We start from the raw sequence: 20,385 nt of genomic DNA on the forward strand, positions 1-20,385 counted from the left end.
AACGAAGCGCGTTGTATAGTGGTGAAGGTGCGCGGAGTCAATCGCGCCGCCACATTTAACCCGCAACTTCCCCGCAACCCAGTCCGGCAAAGCTGCCGGACGGGCGGGTGCTTCAGCCGTTCATGCGCGGACCGGCCGGCAGCACGGCTGTCAGGGGCACCAACTGGAATCCCTTGGCCTCCAGCGTCGGCAGCCACTTCATCAAGGCACCGATGGTGACATCATGCGGATGGCCGATGGCAATCGCAACCCCCTTGCGCCGGGCAATGGCCTCCACCTGGGCCAGCGATTTGGCCACCGCATCGGGCGTCATCACATGGTCCAGGAACACGTCACGGGCCAGAATCGGTACATTATAATGGGCGGCCAGTGGGGCGGCCTTGCTGTCCGGCGTGGTGCGGCTGTCCAGGAACATCAGGCCGCGCGCCGACAATTCCGACAGCACAATGGCCATGTCGTCCCGGTCGGCGGTGAAGCGGCTGCCCATATGGTTGTTGATGCCGACAAAGCCGGTGAAGGCGGACAGGTTGGTGGCCAGCCGCTGGCGCAGCTCCGTTTCCCCGAACCGGGTCAGCAGGGCGCCGGGGCCGGGATCTTCCTTGCCCGATGGCTCCATCGGCATATGCACGATCAGTTCATGGCCCCTGGCATGGGCTTGTTGTGTTTGATGGGGAAGATCTCGGGCATAGGGCAGCCAGGCCAGCGTCAGATTGCCATCCAGCGCCACCACCTTATCACTGCGTTTGCGATCCAGCCCCATATCATCAATGACGATGACGATGCGGGGCCGCCCGTCAGGTGCTGGGGCCGGTCGGGCGTAATGCTGCCAGGCGGGCGTGCCGGCTGGCGGGGATGGCTTGGCCGGCAGAGGCTGGGGCAGGCGGGGCAGGGCGGCTACCTGGGTGGTGGGGGCGGGCGTCGGTGTTGCTGCCGGCTGCGCCTCAATCGGTTTGGGCGCCGCCAAAGGGGTAGCAGCCTGCGGGGTTGGCTTTTCTGGAACGGCCGGGGCCTTGATGGGCAGTTGCGGCACATCGGCCCGCTCCGCCGCTTCTTCGTCAACGGCTTCGGCACCTTCATCCTCCCCCTCGGCATCGGCCATTTCCTCTGCCGGGGTCAGGGCGGGGCCGGCGGAAACCGGGCGATAGCCGCCATGGGGTTGCAGCAGCAGGAACAGCCCAACCCCCAGGGCCAGGGCGAATCCGAGACCGGAAAGCAGCCGTCGCCTCTGACTCAGCCGCGTCCACCACCCGCGCAATCCACCGGCTGGTTTGACGCGGGAACGGCCCCCGCCACCCTTGCGGGGGCCGGCGGAAAAGCGCGGCGGGCGGATGCGGGGGCCGTTGGGGCGGCGGGGGCTGGTCATGCGTGAAGGGTCCATTGCCATAGAGTGGGGATGGCGTGCCGCCAGTAATGGAACAAAAGGCGACCTGCCGCAATGCCGTGACCGCAGGGCGGGCAGCGCCCGGTAACGTGGCTTAAAACACCGCGTGGGCTGGAAATGATCCGCTTCTGCCTATAGGCTGTGCGCCCGCGCCAAGGGGGCGCGTCAATCAGGCTGATGAGTTCTGCCATGCTGCTGTTCATCGACAATTACGACAGTTTCACCTGGAATCTGGTGCATTACCTGGGCGAATTGGGCGCTGATGTGCAGGTGTGGCGCAACGACGCGCTGCCGCTGGAACAGGCGCTGGACCTGAAGCCGCAGGCCATTGTGCTGTCGCCCGGCCCGTGTGACCCCGACAAGGCCGGCATCTGCCTGCCGCTGATCCATGCTGCCGCTGAACACAAGATCCCGTTGATGGGTGTCTGCCTGGGGCATCAGGCCATTGGTCAGGCCTTTGGCGGCAAGGTGGTGCGCGCACCCCAGCCGATGCATGGCAAGATGGGCACAGTGTTCCATGAAGGCCGCACCCTGATGCAGGGGCTGCCCAGCCCGTTCCAGGCCACACGTTACCATTCCCTGATCGTGGAAAGGGAGACGCTGCCCGATTGTCTGGAAAGCACGGCATGGCTGGATGATGGGATGATCATGGCGCTGTCGCACAAGACGCTGCCCATCCATGGCGTGCAATTCCACCCGGAAAGCATCGCGTCCGAGAATGGTCACAAGATCCTGGATAATTTCCTGGAACTGGCCAACATCACGCGCGGGCCCCGCCTGCGCACCGTTGCCTGAAGGCGGGGGCCGATGATCGGCGATATGGGCGATTTCAAGGCGCTGCTGGCGAAGGTCGCCACCGGTGCCAGTCTCAGCGAGGCGGAGGCGGAACATGCCTTCGCCATCATCATGTCCGGCAATGCCACGCCGTCCCAGATGGGTGGCTTCCTGATGGCGCTGCGTGTGCGCGGGGAGACGGTGGCAGAGATTACCGGGGCCGTGCGCGCCATGCGCGCCAAGGCCATCGGCATCGAAGCGCCGGAAGGCATTATTGATACCTGCGGCACCGGCGGCGATGGGGCCCATACCTATAATATCTCCACCGCCGTGGCCTTTGTGATTGCCGGCTGTGGCGTGCCGGTGGCCAAGCATGGCAACCGGGCCATTTCGTCGAAATCGGGGGCGGCGGATGTGCTGTCGGCGCTGGGGGTGAACCTGGATGCCGATTTCGCCCTGGTCCGCCGGGCCCTGTTTGATGCCGGCATCGGCTTTCTGCTGGCCACCCGCCACCATACGGCCATGCGCAATGTCGGGCCGACACGGGTAGAACTGGGCACGCGCACCATCTTCAACCTGATGGGGCCGCTGTCCAACCCTGCCGGGGCGAGGCGGCAATTGCTGGGCGTGTTTGCCCGCCAGTGGATCGAGCCGCTGGCCCATGTGCTGCATAATCTGGGCTCGCAAACGGCCTGGGTGGTGAATGGCAGCGACGGGCTGGATGAGATCACCACCACCGGCCCCACCCATGTGGCCGAACTGCGCCACGGCGTGGTGCGCACGTTCGAGATCACGCCAGAGGAGGCGGGCCTGCCCCGTGCCACGGCGGATGATCTGCGCGGCGGCACGCCGGAGGAAAATGCCGCCTCCCTGCGCGCCGTATTGGCCGGGGCCGAGGGCCCCTATCGTGACATTGTGTTGCTGAACGCGGCGGCGGCCCTTGTGGTGGCCGATGCCGCACCCGACCTGAAGGTGGGCGTCGCCAAGGCGGCCGAATCCATTGACAGCGGGCAGGCCCGTATGGCGCTGCAGCGTCTGGCCAGCATCACCCATATTCCGGTGACCGAATAATGAACAGTACACCCGACGTTCTGGCCCGTATCTGTGCCGACAAGGCCGAGCATGTGGCCCGCGCCAAAGCCACCCGCCCCCTGGCGCTGGTGGAGGAAGCCGCCCGCGCCCAGCCGGCACCGCGCGGTTTTGCCGCCGCCCTTTCCCGCACCGTGGCCGAGGGGCGCTGGGCCCTGATCGCGGAGATCAAGAAGGCGAGCCCCTCCAAGGGCCTGATCCGCGCTGATTTCGACCCGCCGACCCTGGCGCGGGCGTATAAGGAGGCGGGGGCTACCTGCCTGTCGGTGCTGACCGACATCCCCTATTTCCAGGGCGATGATGCTTTCCTGCAGGCGGCCCGCTCGGCTGTGGACCTGCCGGCCCTGCGCAAGGATTTCATGATCGATCCCTATCAGATCGCCGAAAGCCGGGCGCTGGGGGCCGATTGTATCCTGCTGATCATGGCCTGCCTGGATGATGCGCTGGCGCGTGACCTCTACGATGCCGCCACCGGCTACGGCATGGATGTGCTGGTGGAGGTGCATGACGAGGCGGAGATGGCGCGCGCCTTGCTGCTGCCCGGTGGTCTGCTGGGGGTGAATAACCGCAACCTGAAGACGCTTTCCATCGATCTGGCCACCACCGAACGGCTGGCGGCGATGGTGCCGGCTGGCCGGCATCTGGTGGCGGAAAGCGGCATCCACAGCCCGGCAGACCTGTCGCGGTTGGCCGCTGCCGGGGCGCGTCGCTTCCTGATCGGGGAATCGTTGATGGCCAAGCCCGATGTGGCGGCCGCCACCCGCGCCCTGCTTTCCACCCCCTTCGCACCGGCGGCCTGAACCATGACGGGCCGCCTGACCCATTTTGATGAGGCCGGCAACGCCGCCATGGTGGATGTCTCCGCGAAGGAGGAGACGGTGCGCATCGCCACCGCGCGCGGCCATATCGCCATGCGGCCGGAAACCCTGGCCTTGATCCGGGCGGGCGGCATGGAAAAGGGTGATGTGCTGGGCGTGGCGCGGTTGGCCGGCATCATGGCCGCCAAGAAAACCGCCGACCTGATCCCGCTTTGCCACCCGCTGGCCTTGTCCAAGGTGTCGGTGGATTTCACCCTGGATGAGGCGGGATCGAAGGTGGACATCAGCGCCACCGTGAAGCTGAAAGGCCGCACGGGCGTGGAGATGGAGGCGCTGACGGCGGTGTCCATCGCCGCACTGACCATCTATGACATGTGCAAGGCGGTGGATAAGGGCATGGTGATCGGTGCCATCCAGCTCGCCTATAAGGAAGGCGGCAAGAGCGGGGTCTATCGGGGGCCGCTTGGGTGATCCCATGGGCCACCCCTCTTATGGGGGGGAAGATGGCCGTGGCCTTCGGCGTGAAGGTTGGTTTCCGGCCCGTACCGATCGGGCACCCGCCAATCATCCAGCTGTTCCGCCAGGAACAACCCGACAAGGCTGCCGGCATCCACTTCATTTCCTGTCGGTCGAACTGGTGCCTCCCCCATATGCCATGACGGATTGCTGCACTGCGTATCGTGCAATGGATTTTTCCTTTCCCGAATAGATCGGGTTTGATACGTTTCGTGCGTTCTCCAGTGGGGAGCGGACAGGATGTATCAAGGCATGTATCACGACGAACCGATCAAAGTTGCATACGCGTTTCAGGACGGCGCCCATTCCTTCCGGGTGGCTGACCCTCGTACCGGTGAAATCCAGGTCGCGCATGGCGTGCCGGAAGTCGCTTACGAGCAGGTGACGCGTACGCTGACGGATCGGGTTGCCGCGAAGCTGGGTGCCTATGCCCAGGCCCGTCCGCAACTGGCGTTCAAGGAATTCTGGACATGGCTGCAGATGAACCCCATCGCCGCCATGCCGAACAGCCCTTGCCATGTTGAGTTCGCTTGGGAAGTCCGACCCTGAACTTGGTATGGCAAGTCGCCATGTAGGCGGTATGTGTATGGATTGCTGAACAACTGGCACCCGGCCTTAAAACCGGGTGCCTTTTTTTATTGTCCGGCAGGCAAAACGCAGGACGCGCCCATTATTCCCCCAGCGCCTGCTCCAGATCGGCGATCAGGTCGGCGATATCTTCCACCCCAACCGACAGGCGCACCAGCCCATCATCGATGCCCAGGGCGGCCCGCTGGTCGGCTGGCACGCTGGCATGGGTCATGATGGCGGGATGTTCGATCAGGCTTTCCACCCCGCCCAGGCTTTCCGCCAAACTGAACAGTTGGGTGCGTTCCAGCATCTGGCGGGCGGCATCCAGCCCGCCTTTCAGATGAATGGTCACCATGCCGCCACCGGTCCGCATCTGCCGGCGGGCCAGTTCATATTGCGGGTGGGAGGGCAGGTAAGGATAGCGCACCCGTGCCACCGAAGGATGCTTTTCCAGCCACTGCGCCACGGCCAGGGCGTTCTGGCTGTGGCGTTCCATGCGTAAGGACAGGGTTTTCAGGCTGCGCATCACCAGGAAACTGTCAAACGGCCCCTGGATGGCCCCCACGGCATTCTGCAAAAAACCCAGCCGGTCGGCCAGATCGCCGGCATCGCGCACCACGGCAATGCCGCCCACCATGTCTGAATGGCCGTTGAGATATTTGGTGGCCGAATGCAGCACGATGTCGAAGCCCAATTCCAGCGGTCGCTGAATCCAGGGGCTGGCAAAAGTGTTATCGGCCACGGTGATCAGCCCGTGCCGGTGGGCCAGCGTCGCCAGCGCCTCCAGATCGGCCAGTTTCAACAAGGGGTTGGTGGGGGTCTCCACCCACAGCATCCTTGTGTCGGGGCGGATGGCCGCTTCCACCGCCGCCAGATCGGCCAGATCGACGGCGGTAACGGACAGGTTGGCTGTGCGCCCGCGCACCCGGTTCAACAGCCGGTAGGTTCCGCCATAAAGATCGTCAGAGGTGATGACATGACTGCCGGCATCCAGCAGTTCCAGCACCGTCGCCTCTGCCGCCAGCCCGGACGCGAAGGCATAGCCGCGATGGCCCGATTCCAGATCGGCCAGGCAAGTCTCGTACGCCATGCGGGTAGGGTTCTGGCTGCGGGCATATTCATAGCCCTTATGCACGCCGGGGCTTTGCTGCACAAAGGTGCTGGTGGCGTAGATCGGTACCATGATGGCGCCCGTCGTCGGGTCCGGCGCCTGCCCCGCATGAATGGCCCGGGTGGCAAAGCCCTGGCGGTTGGTACGGTCGGTCATCGGCTGAACTCCCTTTATGGTTATTATGCGCGCGGGGTCAGGAGCCCCGGATTGTCCGCCATTTCCCCCAGGATGTCCTGAACCCGGGTGATGAAGCGGTGGATATGGATGCCATCCACCAAGCCGTGATGGGCCTGCACCGCCAGGGGGAAACGCAGCCGACCCCCTGTCCGGTCAAACCGGCCCACGGCGATATTGGGGATGGAGCAATCACCAAAGCGCGCCATCGGGTGCTGGATGGCGGTAAAGCGCAGCCAGGGCATACAGGTGGCGAACAGATAATCCCGGTGCGTCATCGGCAGCAGGCGCAGTTCCGTTGCCGTGCGCGCCAGCGCGCGGTCGGCCAGATAATCCTGCACAAAACCATCACGGTCCGCCTGATAGGCGACACTGGAGAAATTGAGATTATCCCCCGGCCCCAGCACGGTATAGCCAAGTGTCAGCGCCTCCACCCGGCTCAGCACGCCATCCAGCAGGCGCAGCCGGAAATTCTCAATCTCCAGGCTGGCGCGGCCAATGGCGTGCAGCATCAGGGCAAAGGGCGGGATGCCGGCTTGCTTGGCGGCAACGGTGTAATCGGCGCATTCAGCCTCTGCCGTGATGTTCACGGCGGGCTGGTCATAGCGGTCGAACAGGGCAATCTGGCGGCTGCGGTCTGTCATCTGGTGCTTCCTTCAACCGGGTTCCCGACCCGTTTCGGAGCACTTAGTTGTCCCGGCGGCACACGACCACCCCCGGTTCAGCTCCGCCAGAGCAGGTTCTGGATAACCTTGGCGGGGGGGACAGGTCAAGCGGGGGACCGGCAGCAGAAAAACGCTGACAATAGATATGACAACGTTATCATTTTCTTGCCAAGCCCTGCCGCGCGTGAGACGCATAGGCAAAGAATAAGCCAACGGGTGGGAAAATTGGTCGAGCGTAAGCCGACAATCATTGATGTGGCCCGCGTTGCCGGCGCCTCCATCAAGACCGTCTCCCGCGTCATGAACAATGAACGCTATGTCAGCGCGGAAACGCGCGAGCGGGTGATGAAGGCGATGGCGGAACTGAAGTTCCAGCCCAACCGCTCGGCCCAAAGCCTGAAGGGGGACCGTTCCTATCTGATCGCCCATATTTATGGCGATCCGGGTGGGCCTTATACGGGCGAAATCCAGATCGGCCTGCTGCGCCATTGCCGGGCGGAAGGTTACCATCTGCTGATCGAGGAAATTGATTACAGCGCCGCCGATGTTGCTGAACGGGTGCATAATCTGGTGCATCAGTTGAGCCTGGATGGCGTGGTGCTGACCGCCCCGGTCACCGATAATGATGATGTGCTGCAAATGTTGGCAGAGGCGGACATCCCCCATGTCCGCATCACCCCTTCGGTGGAACGGGCGGACAGCGCCTCTGTCCGCATTGATGAGCGGGCGGCAGCGGCGGATATCACGCTGCATCTGCTGGCCTTCGGCCATCGCCGCATCGGCTTCATCAAGGGGCTGCCCAACCATGCCGGCACCGATCTGCGCTATGGCGGCTATTGCGATGCCCTGCGTGAATATGGGCTGGAGCCGGATGAGGAGGTCGTAGAACAGGGCGGCTTCACCTATCGGTCATCGCTGGCCCCGGCGCGGCGGTTGCTGACGCTGAAAAACCCGCCCACCGCTATCTTCGCCAGCAATGATGAAATGGCGGCCGGCGTGCTGTCGGTGGCGCATGACCGGGGCCTGTCGCTGCCGACAGACCTGTCCGTCGTCGGTTTCGACGATATCCAATTGTCGGAAATGGTCTGGCCGCCGCTGACCACGGTGCGCCAGCCGATTCAGGATATGGCGGACGCGGCAGCCGAACTGTTGATCGCCATGCTGGCCCACCGCCGCCAGCCCGATGGGCCGAAGCCGATACCCCACCGGGTCTTGCCGCACAATGTGGTGATCCGCCGCTCCACCGCCCCGCCCTCGCGGCGGTGAGGGGGCAATTCAGGAGGAATTTCAACGGCATTCCCGCCCCCCTTATCCGTCATTCCCGCGAAGGCGGGAATCCAAAATCCGCGCAGTCGTATGGATTCCCGCCTTCGCGGGAATGACGGTGGAAGGATGTATGCCAGTCAGACAGACAATAGCGATAAACCCTACAATCGCCCTCCCGCCCCCTTAAAAATCCCGTTCCGCTGCGCAATGGGTGCGCAGGAATTCATCATGGCTGGGCAGGCCCTGCACCTGCGCCCGCAACAGTGGGGCGGAACGGTCCAGCGTTTCGGTAATGACCGACAAGGGTAGCGTCTCCACCAGCCCCTGATAACGGGCCGGCCGCACGCCCATCCCCTCATAAACGGACTGCCAGGACACGGCGCGGAACAGCTCCTCCAGCCCTTCGCGCAGCACGCCGCTGGCCCGGAACAGGTCCAGCCGGGCGCGCAGGGAGGCCGGCACCGGGGCCTGGCGGCAGGCCTGCCAGAAGGGCGTGTCGTCGCGCTGGCTCAGGCAATAATGCAGGACGATGAAATCCTTCACCTCCTCATATTCCGCCCCCATGCGGCGGTTGAATTCGGCCGCCAGGGCCGGATCGCAATCCTGATCGGGGAAGAAGCGGGCCAGATGATCCACCGCCCGATAAACCAGATGGATGGCGGTGGATTCCAGCGGTTCGATGAAACCCGCCGCCAGCCCCAGGGCCAGACAATTCTTTTCCCACATCCGCGCCCGCATCCCGGTCTTGAAGGGGATGATGGCCGGCTCGGTCAACAGCCGGCCTTGCAACTTGCTGCGCAGGGTCGCCACCGCCTCATCATCGGACAGGAAGCGGCTGGAATAGACATAGCCATTGCCGGCCCGATGCTGCAGCGGGATGCGCCAGCGCCAGCCATGGCCCAGCGCCTCCGACAACGTAAACGGATGGGTGTCGCCGGTATTTTCCGTCTGCACCGCCACGGCGCGGTCACAGAGAAGCTGATCCGACCAGTCGATCAGCCCCACCCCCAGCGTCTGCCCGACCAGCAGGGAGCGGAAGCCGGTGCAATCAATGAAGAAATCGCCTGTGACTTCCCGGCCGCCGCGCAGGCACAGCGCCTCGATCGCGCCATCGGGGCGGGTGCGCACCCGCTCGATCCGGCCTTCGGTGCGCACCGCCCCGCGTTCCTCGGCATAGCGGCGCAGATAGGTTGCCACCCGCTTGGCATCCACATGCAGCGCGTAGGAGGCGGCACCCACCATGGTGCGCTGCGCCTTGAAGGGCAGCATGAAACGATATTCATCCGCCATGATGGCGGCCGGTGCGAAATCCATCAGGGCAGAGGGGTGGCCATGGGCCTTGGCCCGTAGCCAGCATTGATAGAATTCATGCACATCGATCTGGCCGCCAATGGCCCCGAACGGGTGGAAATAGCCGCTGCCCAGCCGGTACCAATCGCGGAACCGGATGCCCAGCTTGAAACTGGCACTGGTCTGGCGGATGAAGTCCTGCTCATCAATGCCCAGGTTGCGCAGCAGGGTGATGAAGGGCGGGATGGTGCTTTCACCGACCCCGATGGTGCCGATCTCCTCGGATTCCACCAGTTCCACCGCCGTGGTACTGCCCTTCAGCAGGTGCGACAGCATGGCGGCAGTGATCCAACCGGCCGTGCCACCACCGGCAATGACGATCCTGCGCAACGGTTTCATCGGGCGTTTCCTGCTGTGGTGGCGGATAAGGCGGGGGCGGCCACCCGCGCATAGTGGTCAATGAATTCTTCATGGCTCGGGCAATCCGTCACCGCCGTGGCAATGGCCTGCCGCATTCCGGCCAGCGCCCGGTCCAGGCTGGCCGCATCCATGCCCTCCAGCGCCGGATCGAACCGCTCCGGCAGGAAGCCGAAACCGGCGAAGATGGCCAGCCAGCTATCCGGGTGGAACATTTCCCAGCGATAGCGCACCAGATGGCCCCGACGGCGGAACAGGTCGACCTTGTGGGCCAGACTGTCCGGCAGGTCCACGGCGCGGCAATCCTGCCAGAACGCCTCCCCCCGCCGGTTCAGCCAGTAATGCAGGATGATGAAATCGCGCACCCGCTCCATCTCCCGCTGGGACCAGTCGTTGAATTCCGTCGCCAGCGTCGGGTCCATATCGCGGTCGGGGAAAAGCTGTTTCAGCTTTTCAATGCCGGTTTCGATCAGGGCGATGGAGGTGGATTCCAGCGGTTCCAGAAAGCCCGATGACAGGCCGATGGAAACGCAATTGCCCTTCCAGGCCTGGGTGCGGCGACCGGGGGTAAAGGCGATACGGCGCGGGCCGACGGTGGGCTTGCCGCCGATGGCGGCCAGCAATTCCGCCTCTGCCGCCGCATCATCGATATGGCGGCTGGAATAGACATAGCCATGGCCGGTGCGGTGCTGCAACGGAATGGTCCAGCGCCAGCCGGCCTGTTGCGCCGTCACCCGCGTGAAGGGCGGTGGCGGGGACAGGGCCGGACCTTGTGCCGCCAGGGCCCGGTCACAGAGCAGCCATTGCCCCCAATCCTGATAGCCCGCCCGCATCGCCCCTTCGATCAACAGCCCCTGAAAACCGGAGCAATCAACAAACAGGTCGCCCGTCACCACCCGCCCGTCATCCAGCAGCAGGCCGGTGATATGGCCATCCTCCCCGCGCTGCTGCACCTGTTCGATGCGGGCATCGATGCGGCGCACGCCGCGCTGTTCGGCCACCTGTCGCATCAGCCCGGCAAACAGCCCGGCATCGAAATGCAGCGCCCAGTCAAAGACGGACAGGGTAGAGGGCGGATTGGCCGAGGGCAGGGTGAAGCGCCCCGCCTGGGCCAGGGCCACGGCCAGCGAATAATCCCCGAACGCGCCGCCCAGCCCGGCAGCACGGGCGCGCAGCCAGTAATGATGGAAGGGGATGCCGCGCAGATCCTGGCCGTGCAGCCCGAACGGATGGATGAAGCCGCCACCATCGCCGGTCCAGCCATCAAAACGGATGCCCAGTTTCACCGTGCCATGCGTGGCCTTCAGCACATCCAGATCGCGCAGGCCCAAAGATTGGTAAAAGCGGCGGATGGTGGGGATCGTCGCCTCCCCCACCCCGATGGTGCCGATGGTACTGCTTTCCACCAGGGTGATGCGGGGGCCGGACCCGCGGAAATGGTCCGCCATGGCGGCGGCCACCATCCAGCCGGCAGTCCCCCCGCCGACAATCACCAGATCGCGGATGCGCTCCCCCATTCCTCCCCCCGTTTGGCCTGACAGGCGTTTGCCGCCCTTAATGTTTTCATGAAAAATTACTATTTATTATCAATTAATTACGCTCTTCACTCCGTCACCCCGGCGAAGGCCGGGGTCCAGGGGCCACAGGCGCTTTTCTCTACGATACTGGACCCCGGCCTTCGCCGGGGTGACGGTGATGCAGAAAAACTCGCCAGACCGACACTTCATCAGCAGAACAACGCCCCCCGACCCATCAAGGTCGGGGGGCGCCGGTGGTGCTTACCCAATCACCACTTGAAGCGAACACCCAGCGTGTAGCGGGGCTCATACTCGTTCTGCCAAGCATATTGGGTGATGCCTTTGGCGAACTCCACCACGTAATCCTCCCGCTCACCCAGGACATTGGACCCGTTGGCATAGACGGTGATGTTTTCGTTGATGGCGTAGCTGACGTTCATATCAACATATTGCGAGGATTGCTGATAGACCGGGAACAGGTTAGTGAAGACATTCTGCAACCGCTTGCTGCGGTAATTATAGGCGATACGGGCCTGCAGATTATCATCCTGATACCAGGCGACGACATTGACCTGATGCTTGGAATTGTCGTCGAACGGTACTTTCACACCCGTCGGCAAGGTCTGTTCGCTGGGCGAGTAGGTATAGTTCGTATCCAGGCCGAAATTGGAGAAGAAGCTGCCCTCGTCCAGGAAATCCTTGAAGGAGAGCTTGGCCCCCACTTCGATCCCTTCCACCTTGCCGCCCTCGCCCTGCTGCGGTCGGGTAACGGGCACGGTATTGCGGATCACCCCATCCTGGTCGGGATAACGCCCGTCATTGGTGGTGCGGGTAACGACATAGCTGTCGATATTCAGGCGGAAGGCCGACAGGTTCAGCATACTGGCCCGGCCAATATAATATTCCACCGCCGCATCCCAATTGTTCGACCGCCAGGGATCAAGCTCGGGATTGCCCGCCGATTCAGCACTGGTGACCACACGAATGCCCAGCTTCGGATCATCCGCCGTATTGATCTTCAGCGCGCCGCCATAGCGCAGCAGGTCCAGCGGCTGCATGGTCTTGGAATAGCTGAAGCGCAGCCGCAGATTATCATCGACATCATAGGCGGCGTTCACCGCCGGCAGATAATCGTAATAGCTGCGGCGGCTGGTGACATCGCCGACATCATTATTGGTGTCGCCATAATTCTTGGTCTCACCGGTAATGTTCTGGCGCACCTGCAATTCCGTGCGGATGATCTTCAGGCCGGCGGTACCGGACAGCGGACCATAGGCGAAGTGGGTGTTAACGTAACCGCTATCCTCCCACATATCGACATCATAGGACTGGCCGGGCACAATCACCCGATCAGCACCGCCGAACACCTTCTTGTGGAAAGCCTCCGGATCGTCGAAATCACGCGGATCGATGGCCCAGAACCCTGGAATGCCGGAGGTGATGGAGCCCATGTCCTTCACCCAGATGACATTATTATAGGTATCCAGCCGCGTCGGCGCATTGACCGTATAGCCCTGGAAGACCGGCTTGCCCGTCACCGGATCGGGCACGAACTCACCCGCCTGGCACTGGTTCTGGTTCATCACCACGTCGATGGCCTTCCACTGGGCCGAACAACCGCTGGTGTTAGGCTGGCCCGCCATATTGACGCCCTGGCCCTTGTAGAAATTGGAGAAGAGGTGGAACTGCTCGATGCTGACCGAACGGTCGCTGCGACGAATGCCAACATCCACCTTGTTGAGGAAGCCCAGCAACGGTTCCTCAAAATCATAATGGCCATCGGCGCGATAGACCGACAGGTCGCTGGATGCCTCGTTATTGCCTTCAGAGGAGAAGGCGCCGATGGCGTAGCTGTCCTTGTTGGCCATATAGTCGGTCAGGGTCTTGCCAGCCCCCAGGCCGCCGGAAATCTGCTTGTCAAAACCAGTCCATACCGGATGGCCACCGGAAATATTGTAATGAAGCTGCGGGTTCTGGCCATACCCCAGCGGGTTGGGGTCGACATAGCGGCCACCCAGGCTGCCGACGATATTGTTGGTGTAGCGCGAGGAGGGGAAGCGGTCGGCGATTTCCTTCGGATAGAAGGTGCCGCGCGTGCGGTCATTGGCATCACGGAACAGGTTGAAGCGGCCATCGGCATAGCGCCAGTTGGACAGGTCACCCTGCGCCTGTCCATTCATGGACAGACGGTCGGCATCCGCGCGCATGGCCCGGAATTCAAACTTGAACGGCCCGCCATTATCGTAATTCAGTTCCGCGTTGTAATTCTTCGATTCAGACGTGTTCACGCGGTTGACGGAGAAGGAATTCACCCACCAGGCGTCAATGTCATATTCATCGACCGCCACCCATTTACCGACACCAACGGGCGTGCTGACGGTCGGCTTGGTCCAGATACCATAGGCATCACCGGACCAGCGGTTGGAGATATTGAGGCCGGCCGAGCGGTTATACTCGTCCATCTTGGTGTAAAACGCCTCGGCGATGAAGGTGAAGCCTTCACCCAGATCAGCCTCAAAAGCGCCGGAAACGGCCAGACGCTTGCGCTCCGCCTCCCGATGGAAGCTTTCAAACCCGTGCGGGGAGATGAAATCGGTGGGGGCCTTGCCGCCCCAATCATTATTGCCGGACAGGCCGCCGGCAACGCCGGAATAGTTATTGCCCAGATTGGCCTTGCTGCCAGCGGCAGAGACCAGGGCGCCGATGCGATCCCCACGCCAGGAAACCAGGCCATTGGCCAGATAATCCTTGCCCTTGGTATCCGTGCCGCGCTGGCCTTCCAGCGCACCGGTCAGCGAGATACCTTCCGGCATGTCCGACGGGCGGCGGGTGCGCAGATCGATGGTGCCAGAAATGCCCGACAGGGCATTGCGTGTGTCGGTGGACTTATAGACCACCACCGCATTCATCAACTGGGCCGGCACATCGCTCAGGTTCGGCTTGGCCTCCCCCAGATTGCCGGCGGACAGGTACTGTTCACCGTTCAGCATGGTGATGACCTGCGGCAGGCCGCGCACATTCACCGTGCTGCCTTCGCCCGCCTCACGCCGGATCTGAATGCCGGGCACGCGCTGCAGCGCGTCGGCAATGGTCACGTCGGGCAGCTTGCCGATATCTTCCGCGCTGATCGCATCAACGATGGATGTCTCACTGCGCTTCATGTCCACCGAGCGCTGCTGCGACGCGCGCACGCCGGTGACGATGATCTCGTCCAGAACATCCTGCTGCGCGCCGGCCTGCTGGGCCATGGCGGTACCGCCCAGCGCCAGCGGGGAAACGCCCGCCAGCAGGGCCACGGCCGCAGTGCGGCTCAGCAATGAATATCCGCCCCTCATCAATCCCTCCCATCATCCTCGGTTTGCTGGCGGTCATGACAGGCACCGAACGCGCAGGAAGGGGGCGACGCCCGGGCATCCCCAGCCCATGGCATCCGATATCAATCCCTGATGATCCTTGAGATCAGCCTTTTCCCACCCAGAACGGCGCGCTTGTTCAACCGCACGCTTTACGCTTTGTGAGGCAGAGATTACGGCGCGCCCATAAAGTGTCAAGGGCTTTATGTCATCGTTGTCATAAGGAAAAGCAGGATGTGGGATTTTGCCAACAGGACAAACCGGGAATGGAAGCGCACTCATCGGCTCAGTCACGGTCTATTTCGCCTCTGCAGCATGATTTTGCAGTGCAAACGAAAGGACGCGGCCACCGTCCCCCTCTCATACCGGGGTCTGCATGGGGGCGTCGACACAAAATCAGACAACGTTGTCCGAGGGGACTGACAACGGACAGACAAGATGTTAGGGTCGCTCCAACCCTGATAAAGGGGGCTTGAGCAACAGGCAAAGCCGGGAGGAAACGGGGCCTGCCCCGCCGGCATGGATCGACGACAGGACGAAGAGGGTGGCAATGCGTATCGTCAGGCTGAAGAAAATCATCCCGCCGCTGCTGCTGGCGGGTTTGCTGGGGGGTGCTGCAACGGTGGCCATGGCGCAGGGAAATGCCGCCGCACCTGCGGCCACGACCGCGGCACAGGACCAGCCCTGGCTGAACCCGGCGCTGGCGGCTGAAGAGCGCGCCGCCCTGGCGCTCGCCGCCATGACCCAGGACGAAAAGAAACTCCTCGTCTTCGGCCATTTCGGCTCGGCCCTGAAATACAAGAACTACATGCCGCCCAAGGAAGTGCGCATGGGCTCGGCGGGGTATGTGGCCGGCATCGCCCGGCTGGGCATTCCGCCGCAATATCTGACCGATGCCGGCGTCGGTGTGGCGACGCAGCGCGAATCGCTGGCGCCTTATCTTGAACGCACCTCCCTGCCGGCCGGCATCGCCACCGCCGCCACCTGGAACCCAGCACTTGCCGAACAGGGCGGGGCGATGATCGGGCGGGAGGCGCGGGCATCGGGCTTCAATGTCATGCTGGCCGGCGGCATCAATCTGGTGCGGGAACCGCGCAATGGCCGCAATTTCGAATATGGCGGGGAAGATCCCTGGCTGGCGGCCACCATGGTGGCCGCCCAGATCAAGGGCATCCAGTCCAACCAGATCATCTCCACCATCAAGCATTTCGCCCTGAATGCGCAGGAAACCGGCCGCTTCGTGCTGGATGCCCGCATTGCCGAAGATCAGGCCCGCATGTCGGACCTGCTGGCGTTTGAGATCGCCATCGAGAAGGGTCAGCCCCATTCGGTGATGTGCGCCTATAACCGCTATAATGGCCCCTATGCCTGCGAAAGTGATTTCCTGCTCAATCAGGTGCTGAAGAAGGACTGGGCCTATCCGGGCTATGTGATGTCCGACTGGGGGGCGGTCCACAGCACGGCCCCGGCGGCCAATGCCGGGCTGGACCAGGAATCGGGCTATATTTTCGACAAGAAGCCCTATTTCGGGCCGCAACTGCTGGGCAAGGCGCTGAAGGATGGCAGCATCCCGCAGGCACGGCTGGATGATATGGTGCGGCGTATCCTGCGTGCCCTGTTCGCCTCCGGTGCGGTGGATAACCCGGTTTCCGTCCAGCCCATCGATTACGGCGCCCACGCGCTGGTGACCCAGGCCGATGCCGAAGAAGGCATCGTGCTGCTGAAAAATGACGGCAACGTGCTACCGCTGGCCGCCAGCGCCAAGCGCATTGCCGTGATCGGCGGCCATGCCGACAAGGGCGTGCTGTCGGGTGGCGGTTCTTCCACCGTGTTCGCCCGTGGCGGCAACCCGGTGCCGGGCCTGGGGCCGAAGGATTTCCCCGGCCCCATCGTCTATCATCCCAGCGCCCCGCTGGAGGCGATCCGCCGCCGCAGCGGCGATGTGCGATTCGATCCGGGCACCGATGTGGCCGCAGCGGCCAAGCTGGCCGCCGAGAGCGATCTGGTGATTCTGTTCGCCAATCAATGGACGGGGGAGGCGCTGGATTTCCCGCTGACCCTGCCGGATGGGCAGGATGCCCTGATCGCCGCCGTGGCCAAGGCCAACCCCAAGATTGTGGTGGTGCTGCAAAGCGGCGGTCCGGTGCTGATGCCCTGGCTGGCCCAGGTGCCGGCGGTGCTGGAGGCCTGGTACCCCGGCACGCGCGGGGGTGAGGCCATCGCCCGCGTGCTTTATGGGGAGGTGGATGCCACCGGCCGCCTGCCCGTCACCTTCCCGCAATCGCTCGACCAGCTGCCCCGCCCGGTGCTGGATGGCACGGACCAGAAGCCCGATGTCTCCTTCCCCGTGACCTATTCGGAAGGGGCGGCGGTCGGCTATAAATGGTTCGATCTGAAGGGGCACAAGCCGCTATTCGCCTTCGGCCATGGGCTTTCCTATACCAGCTTCGCCTATGAGGGGCTGGCGGCGGAAATGACGACGGACGGGCTGAAGCTGCGCGCCCGCGTCACCAACAAGGGGTCGCGTCACGGCAGCGCTGTGCCGCAATTCTATATCGGCCCCGCGCCGGGTGTGACCGCCGGCTGGGAGGCCCCGCACCGGCTGGTCGGGTTCGACAAGCTGGCCTTGGCACCGGGCGAATCGCGTCAGGTGGAAGTCACCATCGATCCCCGCCTGCTGGCCACTTATGACAGCACCGCCAAGGGCTGGAAGATCAGCGGCGGCACCTATCAGGTGCAGCTTGCCCGTTCTGCCGTTGATTTTGTGCAGCAGGCGGACGTGACACTGCCTGCCCGGCAATGGCCGGCGGCGAAGCAAGGCAAGTAGCCAGGAATGGAAGCGCTGTGTGCGAACGCAGCGCCTCCACTGACAAGATCATATCCGCCAAGGGTCAAACCCTTGGCGGATTGGTCCTACTCAATCACGATCTTCGGCCCCGTCCGGCGGTTGCCGGCCTTGATCTTCTCCCACACCCGCAGAGCCATGGCGCGGTAGAGCCGGGCATGATCGCTGTCCGGCTTGGCATGGACGATGGGGGTGCCGTTGTCGCTGGTCTCCCGGATCACAATATCCAGCGGCATCTCCCCTAAGAAATCCACACCCAGCTTTTCCGCCTCGTCGCGGGCCCCGCCATGGCTGAAAATATGGCTGCGATGGCCGCAATTGGGGCAGCAGAAATAGGACATGTTCTCCACAATGCCCAGCACGGGCACATCGACACGGCGGAACATGTTCAGGCCCTTGCGGGCATCCAGCAGGGCGATGTCCTGCGGGGTGGAGACGATGACGGCGCCGGCCAGCGGTACATTCTGTGCCATGGTCAATTGCGCATCGCCGGTGCCGGGCGGCATATCCACCACCAGCACATCCAGCTGGCCCCAATCCACATCGCGCAGCATCTGCTGAATGGCGCCCATCACCATGGGGCCGCGCCAGATCATCGGCGTATCCTCGGCCACCAGGAAGCCCATGGACATGACCTTGACGCCGTAATTCTGCATCGGCGTCAACATCTTGCCATCCGGGCTCTCCGGCTTGCCGGAAATACCCATCATGCGGGGCAGGGAAGGGCCGTAAATATCGGCATCCAGCAGCCCGACACGCTGGCCATTGGCGGCCAGCGCCAGCGCCAGATTGACGGCGGTGGTGGATTTGCCCACCCCGCCCTTGCCCGAGGCGACGGCGATGATGGCGCCCACGCCGGGCACGTTGATCTTGGTGGGGCCAGCCGCGGCGGGCCGAGCGGCGGGGCCGCCATGGCTGTGGCCATGGCCGGCATGGTCATGCCCGCCGCCCTGGGCCTTGGCCCCCCCCAGCGTCGGGGCGGGGCGATGGGCCGTCAGCACGGCGGTGACGGAGGTGACACCGGGCAGCGCATCCACGGCGCGTTCGGCCGCCTGGCGCAGTGGTTCCAGCGCCGGGCCGCGCTTGGGGTCTACCTCGATGGAGAAGCCGACATTGCCGCCTTTCACCATCAGACCGGAAATCATCCCCAGCGTGACGATGTCGGACCCCCGGTCCGGGTCGGCGACTTTGCGCAAAGCATCAAGAACTTGCGCCTCATTGACGGTGGCCATGGTTGAAAACCCCACTCGCTTCCCAATATTCGCTATGACCCCAGGGCCAATTAGCCTTTTCTGCGGACGCCGGGATATATACGGTGGCAACAGGCCCAGGGAAAGCACCCCGGTACCGCAGGTCCGGGATGCGCGCTGGCAGTTTGTAACTTAAATTACCAAAGGGTCGACGAATATGCCCTGGAACAATCAAGGCGGTGGTCAAGGCGGCGGCGGTGGGCCCTGGGGATCGCCGCCGGGTGGCGGCGGCAACGGGAACAACCCGTGGGGCCGTCCGCCAGGCGGCAATGGCGGGGGTGGCGGACAGCCGCCCGGCGGCGGGCCGGACCTGGAAGACCTGCTGCGCAAGGGGCAGGAACGCTTCAAGAATATGGCGCCCGGCGGTCTGGGCGGTGGGCGCGGTATAGCGCTTGGTCTGGCGGTGCTGGGCGTACTCTGGGGCCTGTCCGGCATCTACCGGGTGGAATCAGACGAACAGGGCGTGGTGCTGCGATTCGGCCAATATGTCCGCACCGAACAGCCGGGCCTGCGCTATCACCTGCCGGCCCCGATCGAAATGGCGGTGACGCCCAAGGTCACCCGGGTCAACCGGATGGAGATCGGCTACCGCTCCGCCGGCGACGGCCGGCGTGCCGGCGGCGACGTGCCCGATGAAAGCCTGATGCTGACGGGCGATGAGAATATCATCGATATCGATTTCACCGTGCTCTGGGTCATCAAGGACGCCGGGAACTATCTGTTCAAGATCCGCGATCCCGAACAGACGGTGAAGAAGGCCGCCGAAAGCGCCATGCGTGAGGTGATCGGCCGCACCGATATTCAGCCCGCCCTGACCGAGGCGCGACAGAATACCGAACAATCGACCAAGGCCCTGTTGCAGGCGATGCTGGACGAATATCAATCCGGTATCGAAGTGACCCAAATTCAGCTGCAGAAAGTTGACCCGCCGGCCCCCGTGGTGGATGCGTTCAACGATGTGCAGCGCGCCCGCCAGGATCGTGAACGCCTGCGAAACGAGGCCGAAGCCTATCGTAATGACATCATCCCCCGCGCCCGTGGTGAAGCTGAACAGCTGATCCAGCAGGCCTCCGCCTATCGGGAACAGGTGGTCAATCTGGCCCAGGGTGATGCCCAGCGCTTCGCCCAGGTGCTGGACGCCTATACCAAGTCGCCGGAGGTGACGGCGCGGCGCATGTATCTGGAAACCATGCAGGAAGTGCTGGGCGGCAGCCACAAGATCATCATTGATCAGGGGCGTGGCGGTGCTGGCAGTGTGGTGCCCTATCTGCCGCTGAACGAGCTGACGCGCCAGTTGCGCGAACAGACGCCGGGCGCTGCCGCCCCGGCGCCGCGCCAGTAAGGAGGGC

Annotated in this window: 15 protein-coding genes; 8 read left to right on the forward strand and 7 right to left on the reverse strand. The window is 63.5% G+C overall.

What is annotated here, in order from left to right; all coding sequences use genetic code 11:
- Positions 1-112 precede the first annotated feature (112 nt).
- A complete protein-coding gene (locus GE253_RS11780) occupies positions 113-1,363 on the reverse strand; it encodes a divergent polysaccharide deacetylase family protein (RefSeq protein ID WP_173012605.1) in 1,251 nt (416 codons plus the stop codon).
- Positions 1,364-1,570: 207 nt separating this feature from the next.
- Between GE253_RS11780 and GE253_RS11785 the strand changes: the two genes are divergently transcribed.
- The 5 genes from GE253_RS11785 (at position 1,571) to GE253_RS11810 (ending at position 5,127) form a co-directional block, all read left to right on the forward strand.
- Positions 1,571-2,176, forward strand: a complete 606-nt coding sequence (locus GE253_RS11785) for an aminodeoxychorismate/anthranilate synthase component II (protein ID WP_153204308.1) — start codon at positions 1,571-1,573, stop codon at positions 2,174-2,176.
- Positions 2,177-2,188: 12 nt separating this feature from the next.
- The gene (trpD, locus tag GE253_RS11790; RefSeq protein WP_211101427.1) at positions 2,189-3,226 is read left to right on the forward strand and encodes an anthranilate phosphoribosyltransferase; all 1,038 of its coding nucleotides are present in this window, start codon (positions 2,189-2,191) and stop codon (positions 3,224-3,226) included.
- Positions 3,226-4,044: an indole-3-glycerol phosphate synthase TrpC gene (trpC, locus tag GE253_RS11795; protein ID WP_153204309.1), complete on the forward strand. Its 819-nt coding sequence runs from the start codon at positions 3,226-3,228 to the stop codon at positions 4,042-4,044. The genes trpD and trpC overlap by 1 nt, the downstream gene beginning before the upstream one ends.
- Positions 4,045-4,047: 3 nt before the next feature.
- The gene (moaC, locus tag GE253_RS11800) at positions 4,048-4,533 is read left to right on the forward strand and encodes a cyclic pyranopterin monophosphate synthase MoaC (RefSeq protein ID WP_153204310.1); all 486 of its coding nucleotides are present in this window, start codon (positions 4,048-4,050) and stop codon (positions 4,531-4,533) included.
- 297 nt (positions 4,534-4,830) lie between these two features.
- A complete protein-coding gene (locus GE253_RS11810) occupies positions 4,831-5,127 on the forward strand; it encodes a hypothetical protein (protein ID WP_153204312.1) in 297 nt (98 codons plus the stop codon).
- 121 nt (positions 5,128-5,248) lie between these two features.
- On the opposite strand, the gene GE253_RS11815 is transcribed toward GE253_RS11810, so the two are convergent.
- Together GE253_RS11815 and GE253_RS11820 are read right to left on the reverse strand one after the other, a co-directional pair.
- Complete coding sequence (locus tag GE253_RS11815) at positions 5,249-6,415, reverse strand: cystathionine gamma-synthase (RefSeq protein ID WP_153204313.1); 1,167 nt, start codon at positions 6,413-6,415, stop codon at positions 5,249-5,251.
- Positions 6,416-6,438: 23 nt separating this feature from the next.
- Complete coding sequence (locus GE253_RS11820; RefSeq protein WP_153204314.1) at positions 6,439-7,077, reverse strand: CatA-like O-acetyltransferase; 639 nt, start codon at positions 7,075-7,077, stop codon at positions 6,439-6,441.
- Between the two features lie 246 nt (positions 7,078-7,323).
- On the opposite strand from GE253_RS11820, the gene GE253_RS11825 reads away from it, so the two are divergent.
- Positions 7,324-8,364, forward strand: a complete 1,041-nt coding sequence (locus tag GE253_RS11825; protein ID WP_247878607.1) for a LacI family DNA-binding transcriptional regulator — start codon at positions 7,324-7,326, stop codon at positions 8,362-8,364.
- A 183-nt stretch (positions 8,365-8,547) separates the two neighbouring features.
- Here GE253_RS11825 and GE253_RS11830 read toward each other — a convergent pair whose 3' ends face one another.
- The 3 genes from GE253_RS11830 to GE253_RS11840 all read right to left on the reverse strand — a co-directional run bounded on the left by GE253_RS11830 (position 8,548) and on the right by GE253_RS11840 (position 14,905).
- Positions 8,548-10,053 carry a tryptophan halogenase family protein gene (locus GE253_RS11830; RefSeq protein WP_153204315.1) on the reverse strand — a complete coding sequence of 502 codons (1,506 nt, stop codon included), beginning with the start codon at positions 10,051-10,053 and terminating at the stop codon, positions 8,548-8,550.
- Complete coding sequence (locus GE253_RS11835; protein WP_153204316.1) at positions 10,050-11,588, reverse strand: tryptophan halogenase family protein; 1,539 nt, start codon at positions 11,586-11,588, stop codon at positions 10,050-10,052. Before GE253_RS11835 ends, GE253_RS11830 begins: the two co-directional genes overlap by 4 nt.
- Positions 11,589-11,857: 269 nt before the next feature.
- Complete coding sequence (locus GE253_RS11840) at positions 11,858-14,905, reverse strand: TonB-dependent receptor (protein WP_211101428.1); 3,048 nt, start codon at positions 14,903-14,905, stop codon at positions 11,858-11,860.
- Positions 14,906-15,491: 586 nt separating this feature from the next.
- Here GE253_RS11840 and GE253_RS11845 point away from each other — a divergent pair.
- The gene (locus tag GE253_RS11845; protein ID WP_211101429.1) at positions 15,492-17,768 is read left to right on the forward strand and encodes a glycoside hydrolase family 3 protein; all 2,277 of its coding nucleotides are present in this window, start codon (positions 15,492-15,494) and stop codon (positions 17,766-17,768) included.
- Between the two features lie 86 nt (positions 17,769-17,854).
- Here the strand turns inward: GE253_RS11845 and apbC are convergent, their stop codons facing one another.
- A complete protein-coding gene (apbC, locus tag GE253_RS11850; RefSeq protein ID WP_153204318.1) occupies positions 17,855-19,018 on the reverse strand; it encodes an iron-sulfur cluster carrier protein ApbC in 1,164 nt (387 codons plus the stop codon).
- 175 nt (positions 19,019-19,193) lie between these two features.
- Here apbC and hflK point away from each other — a divergent pair, with 175 nt between their 5' ends.
- Complete coding sequence (gene hflK, locus GE253_RS11855; protein ID WP_153204319.1) at positions 19,194-20,378, forward strand: FtsH protease activity modulator HflK; 1,185 nt, start codon at positions 19,194-19,196, stop codon at positions 20,376-20,378.
- Positions 20,379-20,385 lie beyond the last annotated feature (7 nt).

Source organism: Niveispirillum sp. SYP-B3756 (assembly GCF_009495745.1).
Lineage (GTDB): Bacteria > Pseudomonadota > Alphaproteobacteria > Azospirillales > Azospirillaceae > Niveispirillum.

Bases quoted from the DNA above. Each gene is read 5' to 3' on its own strand.
- GE253_RS11780 (WP_173012605.1), bottom strand. From the start codon at position 1,363: ATGACCAGCCCCCGCCGCCCCAACGGCCCCCGCATCCGCCCGCCGCGC.
- GE253_RS11785 (WP_153204308.1), top strand. From the start codon at position 1,571: ATGCTGCTGTTCATCGACAATTACGACAGTTTCACCTGGAATCTGGTG.
- trpD (WP_211101427.1), top strand. From the start codon at position 2,189: ATGATCGGCGATATGGGCGATTTCAAGGCGCTGCTGGCGAAGGTCGCC.
- trpC (WP_153204309.1), top strand. From the start codon at position 3,226: ATGAACAGTACACCCGACGTTCTGGCCCGTATCTGTGCCGACAAGGCC.
- moaC (WP_153204310.1), top strand. From the start codon at position 4,048: ATGACGGGCCGCCTGACCCATTTTGATGAGGCCGGCAACGCCGCCATG.
- GE253_RS11810 (WP_153204312.1), top strand. From the start codon at position 4,831: ATGTATCACGACGAACCGATCAAAGTTGCATACGCGTTTCAGGACGGC.
- GE253_RS11815 (WP_153204313.1), bottom strand. From the start codon at position 6,415: ATGACCGACCGTACCAACCGCCAGGGCTTTGCCACCCGGGCCATTCAT.
- GE253_RS11820 (WP_153204314.1), bottom strand. From the start codon at position 7,077: ATGACAGACCGCAGCCGCCAGATTGCCCTGTTCGACCGCTATGACCAG.
- GE253_RS11830 (WP_153204315.1), bottom strand. From the start codon at position 10,053: ATGAAACCGTTGCGCAGGATCGTCATTGCCGGTGGTGGCACGGCCGGT.
- GE253_RS11835 (WP_153204316.1), bottom strand. From the start codon at position 11,588: ATGGGGGAGCGCATCCGCGATCTGGTGATTGTCGGCGGGGGGACTGCC.
- GE253_RS11845 (WP_211101429.1), top strand. From the start codon at position 15,492: ATGCGTATCGTCAGGCTGAAGAAAATCATCCCGCCGCTGCTGCTGGCG.
- apbC (WP_153204318.1), bottom strand. From the start codon at position 19,018: ATGGCCACCGTCAATGAGGCGCAAGTTCTTGATGCTTTGCGCAAAGTC.
- hflK (WP_153204319.1), top strand. From the start codon at position 19,194: ATGCCCTGGAACAATCAAGGCGGTGGTCAAGGCGGCGGCGGTGGGCCC.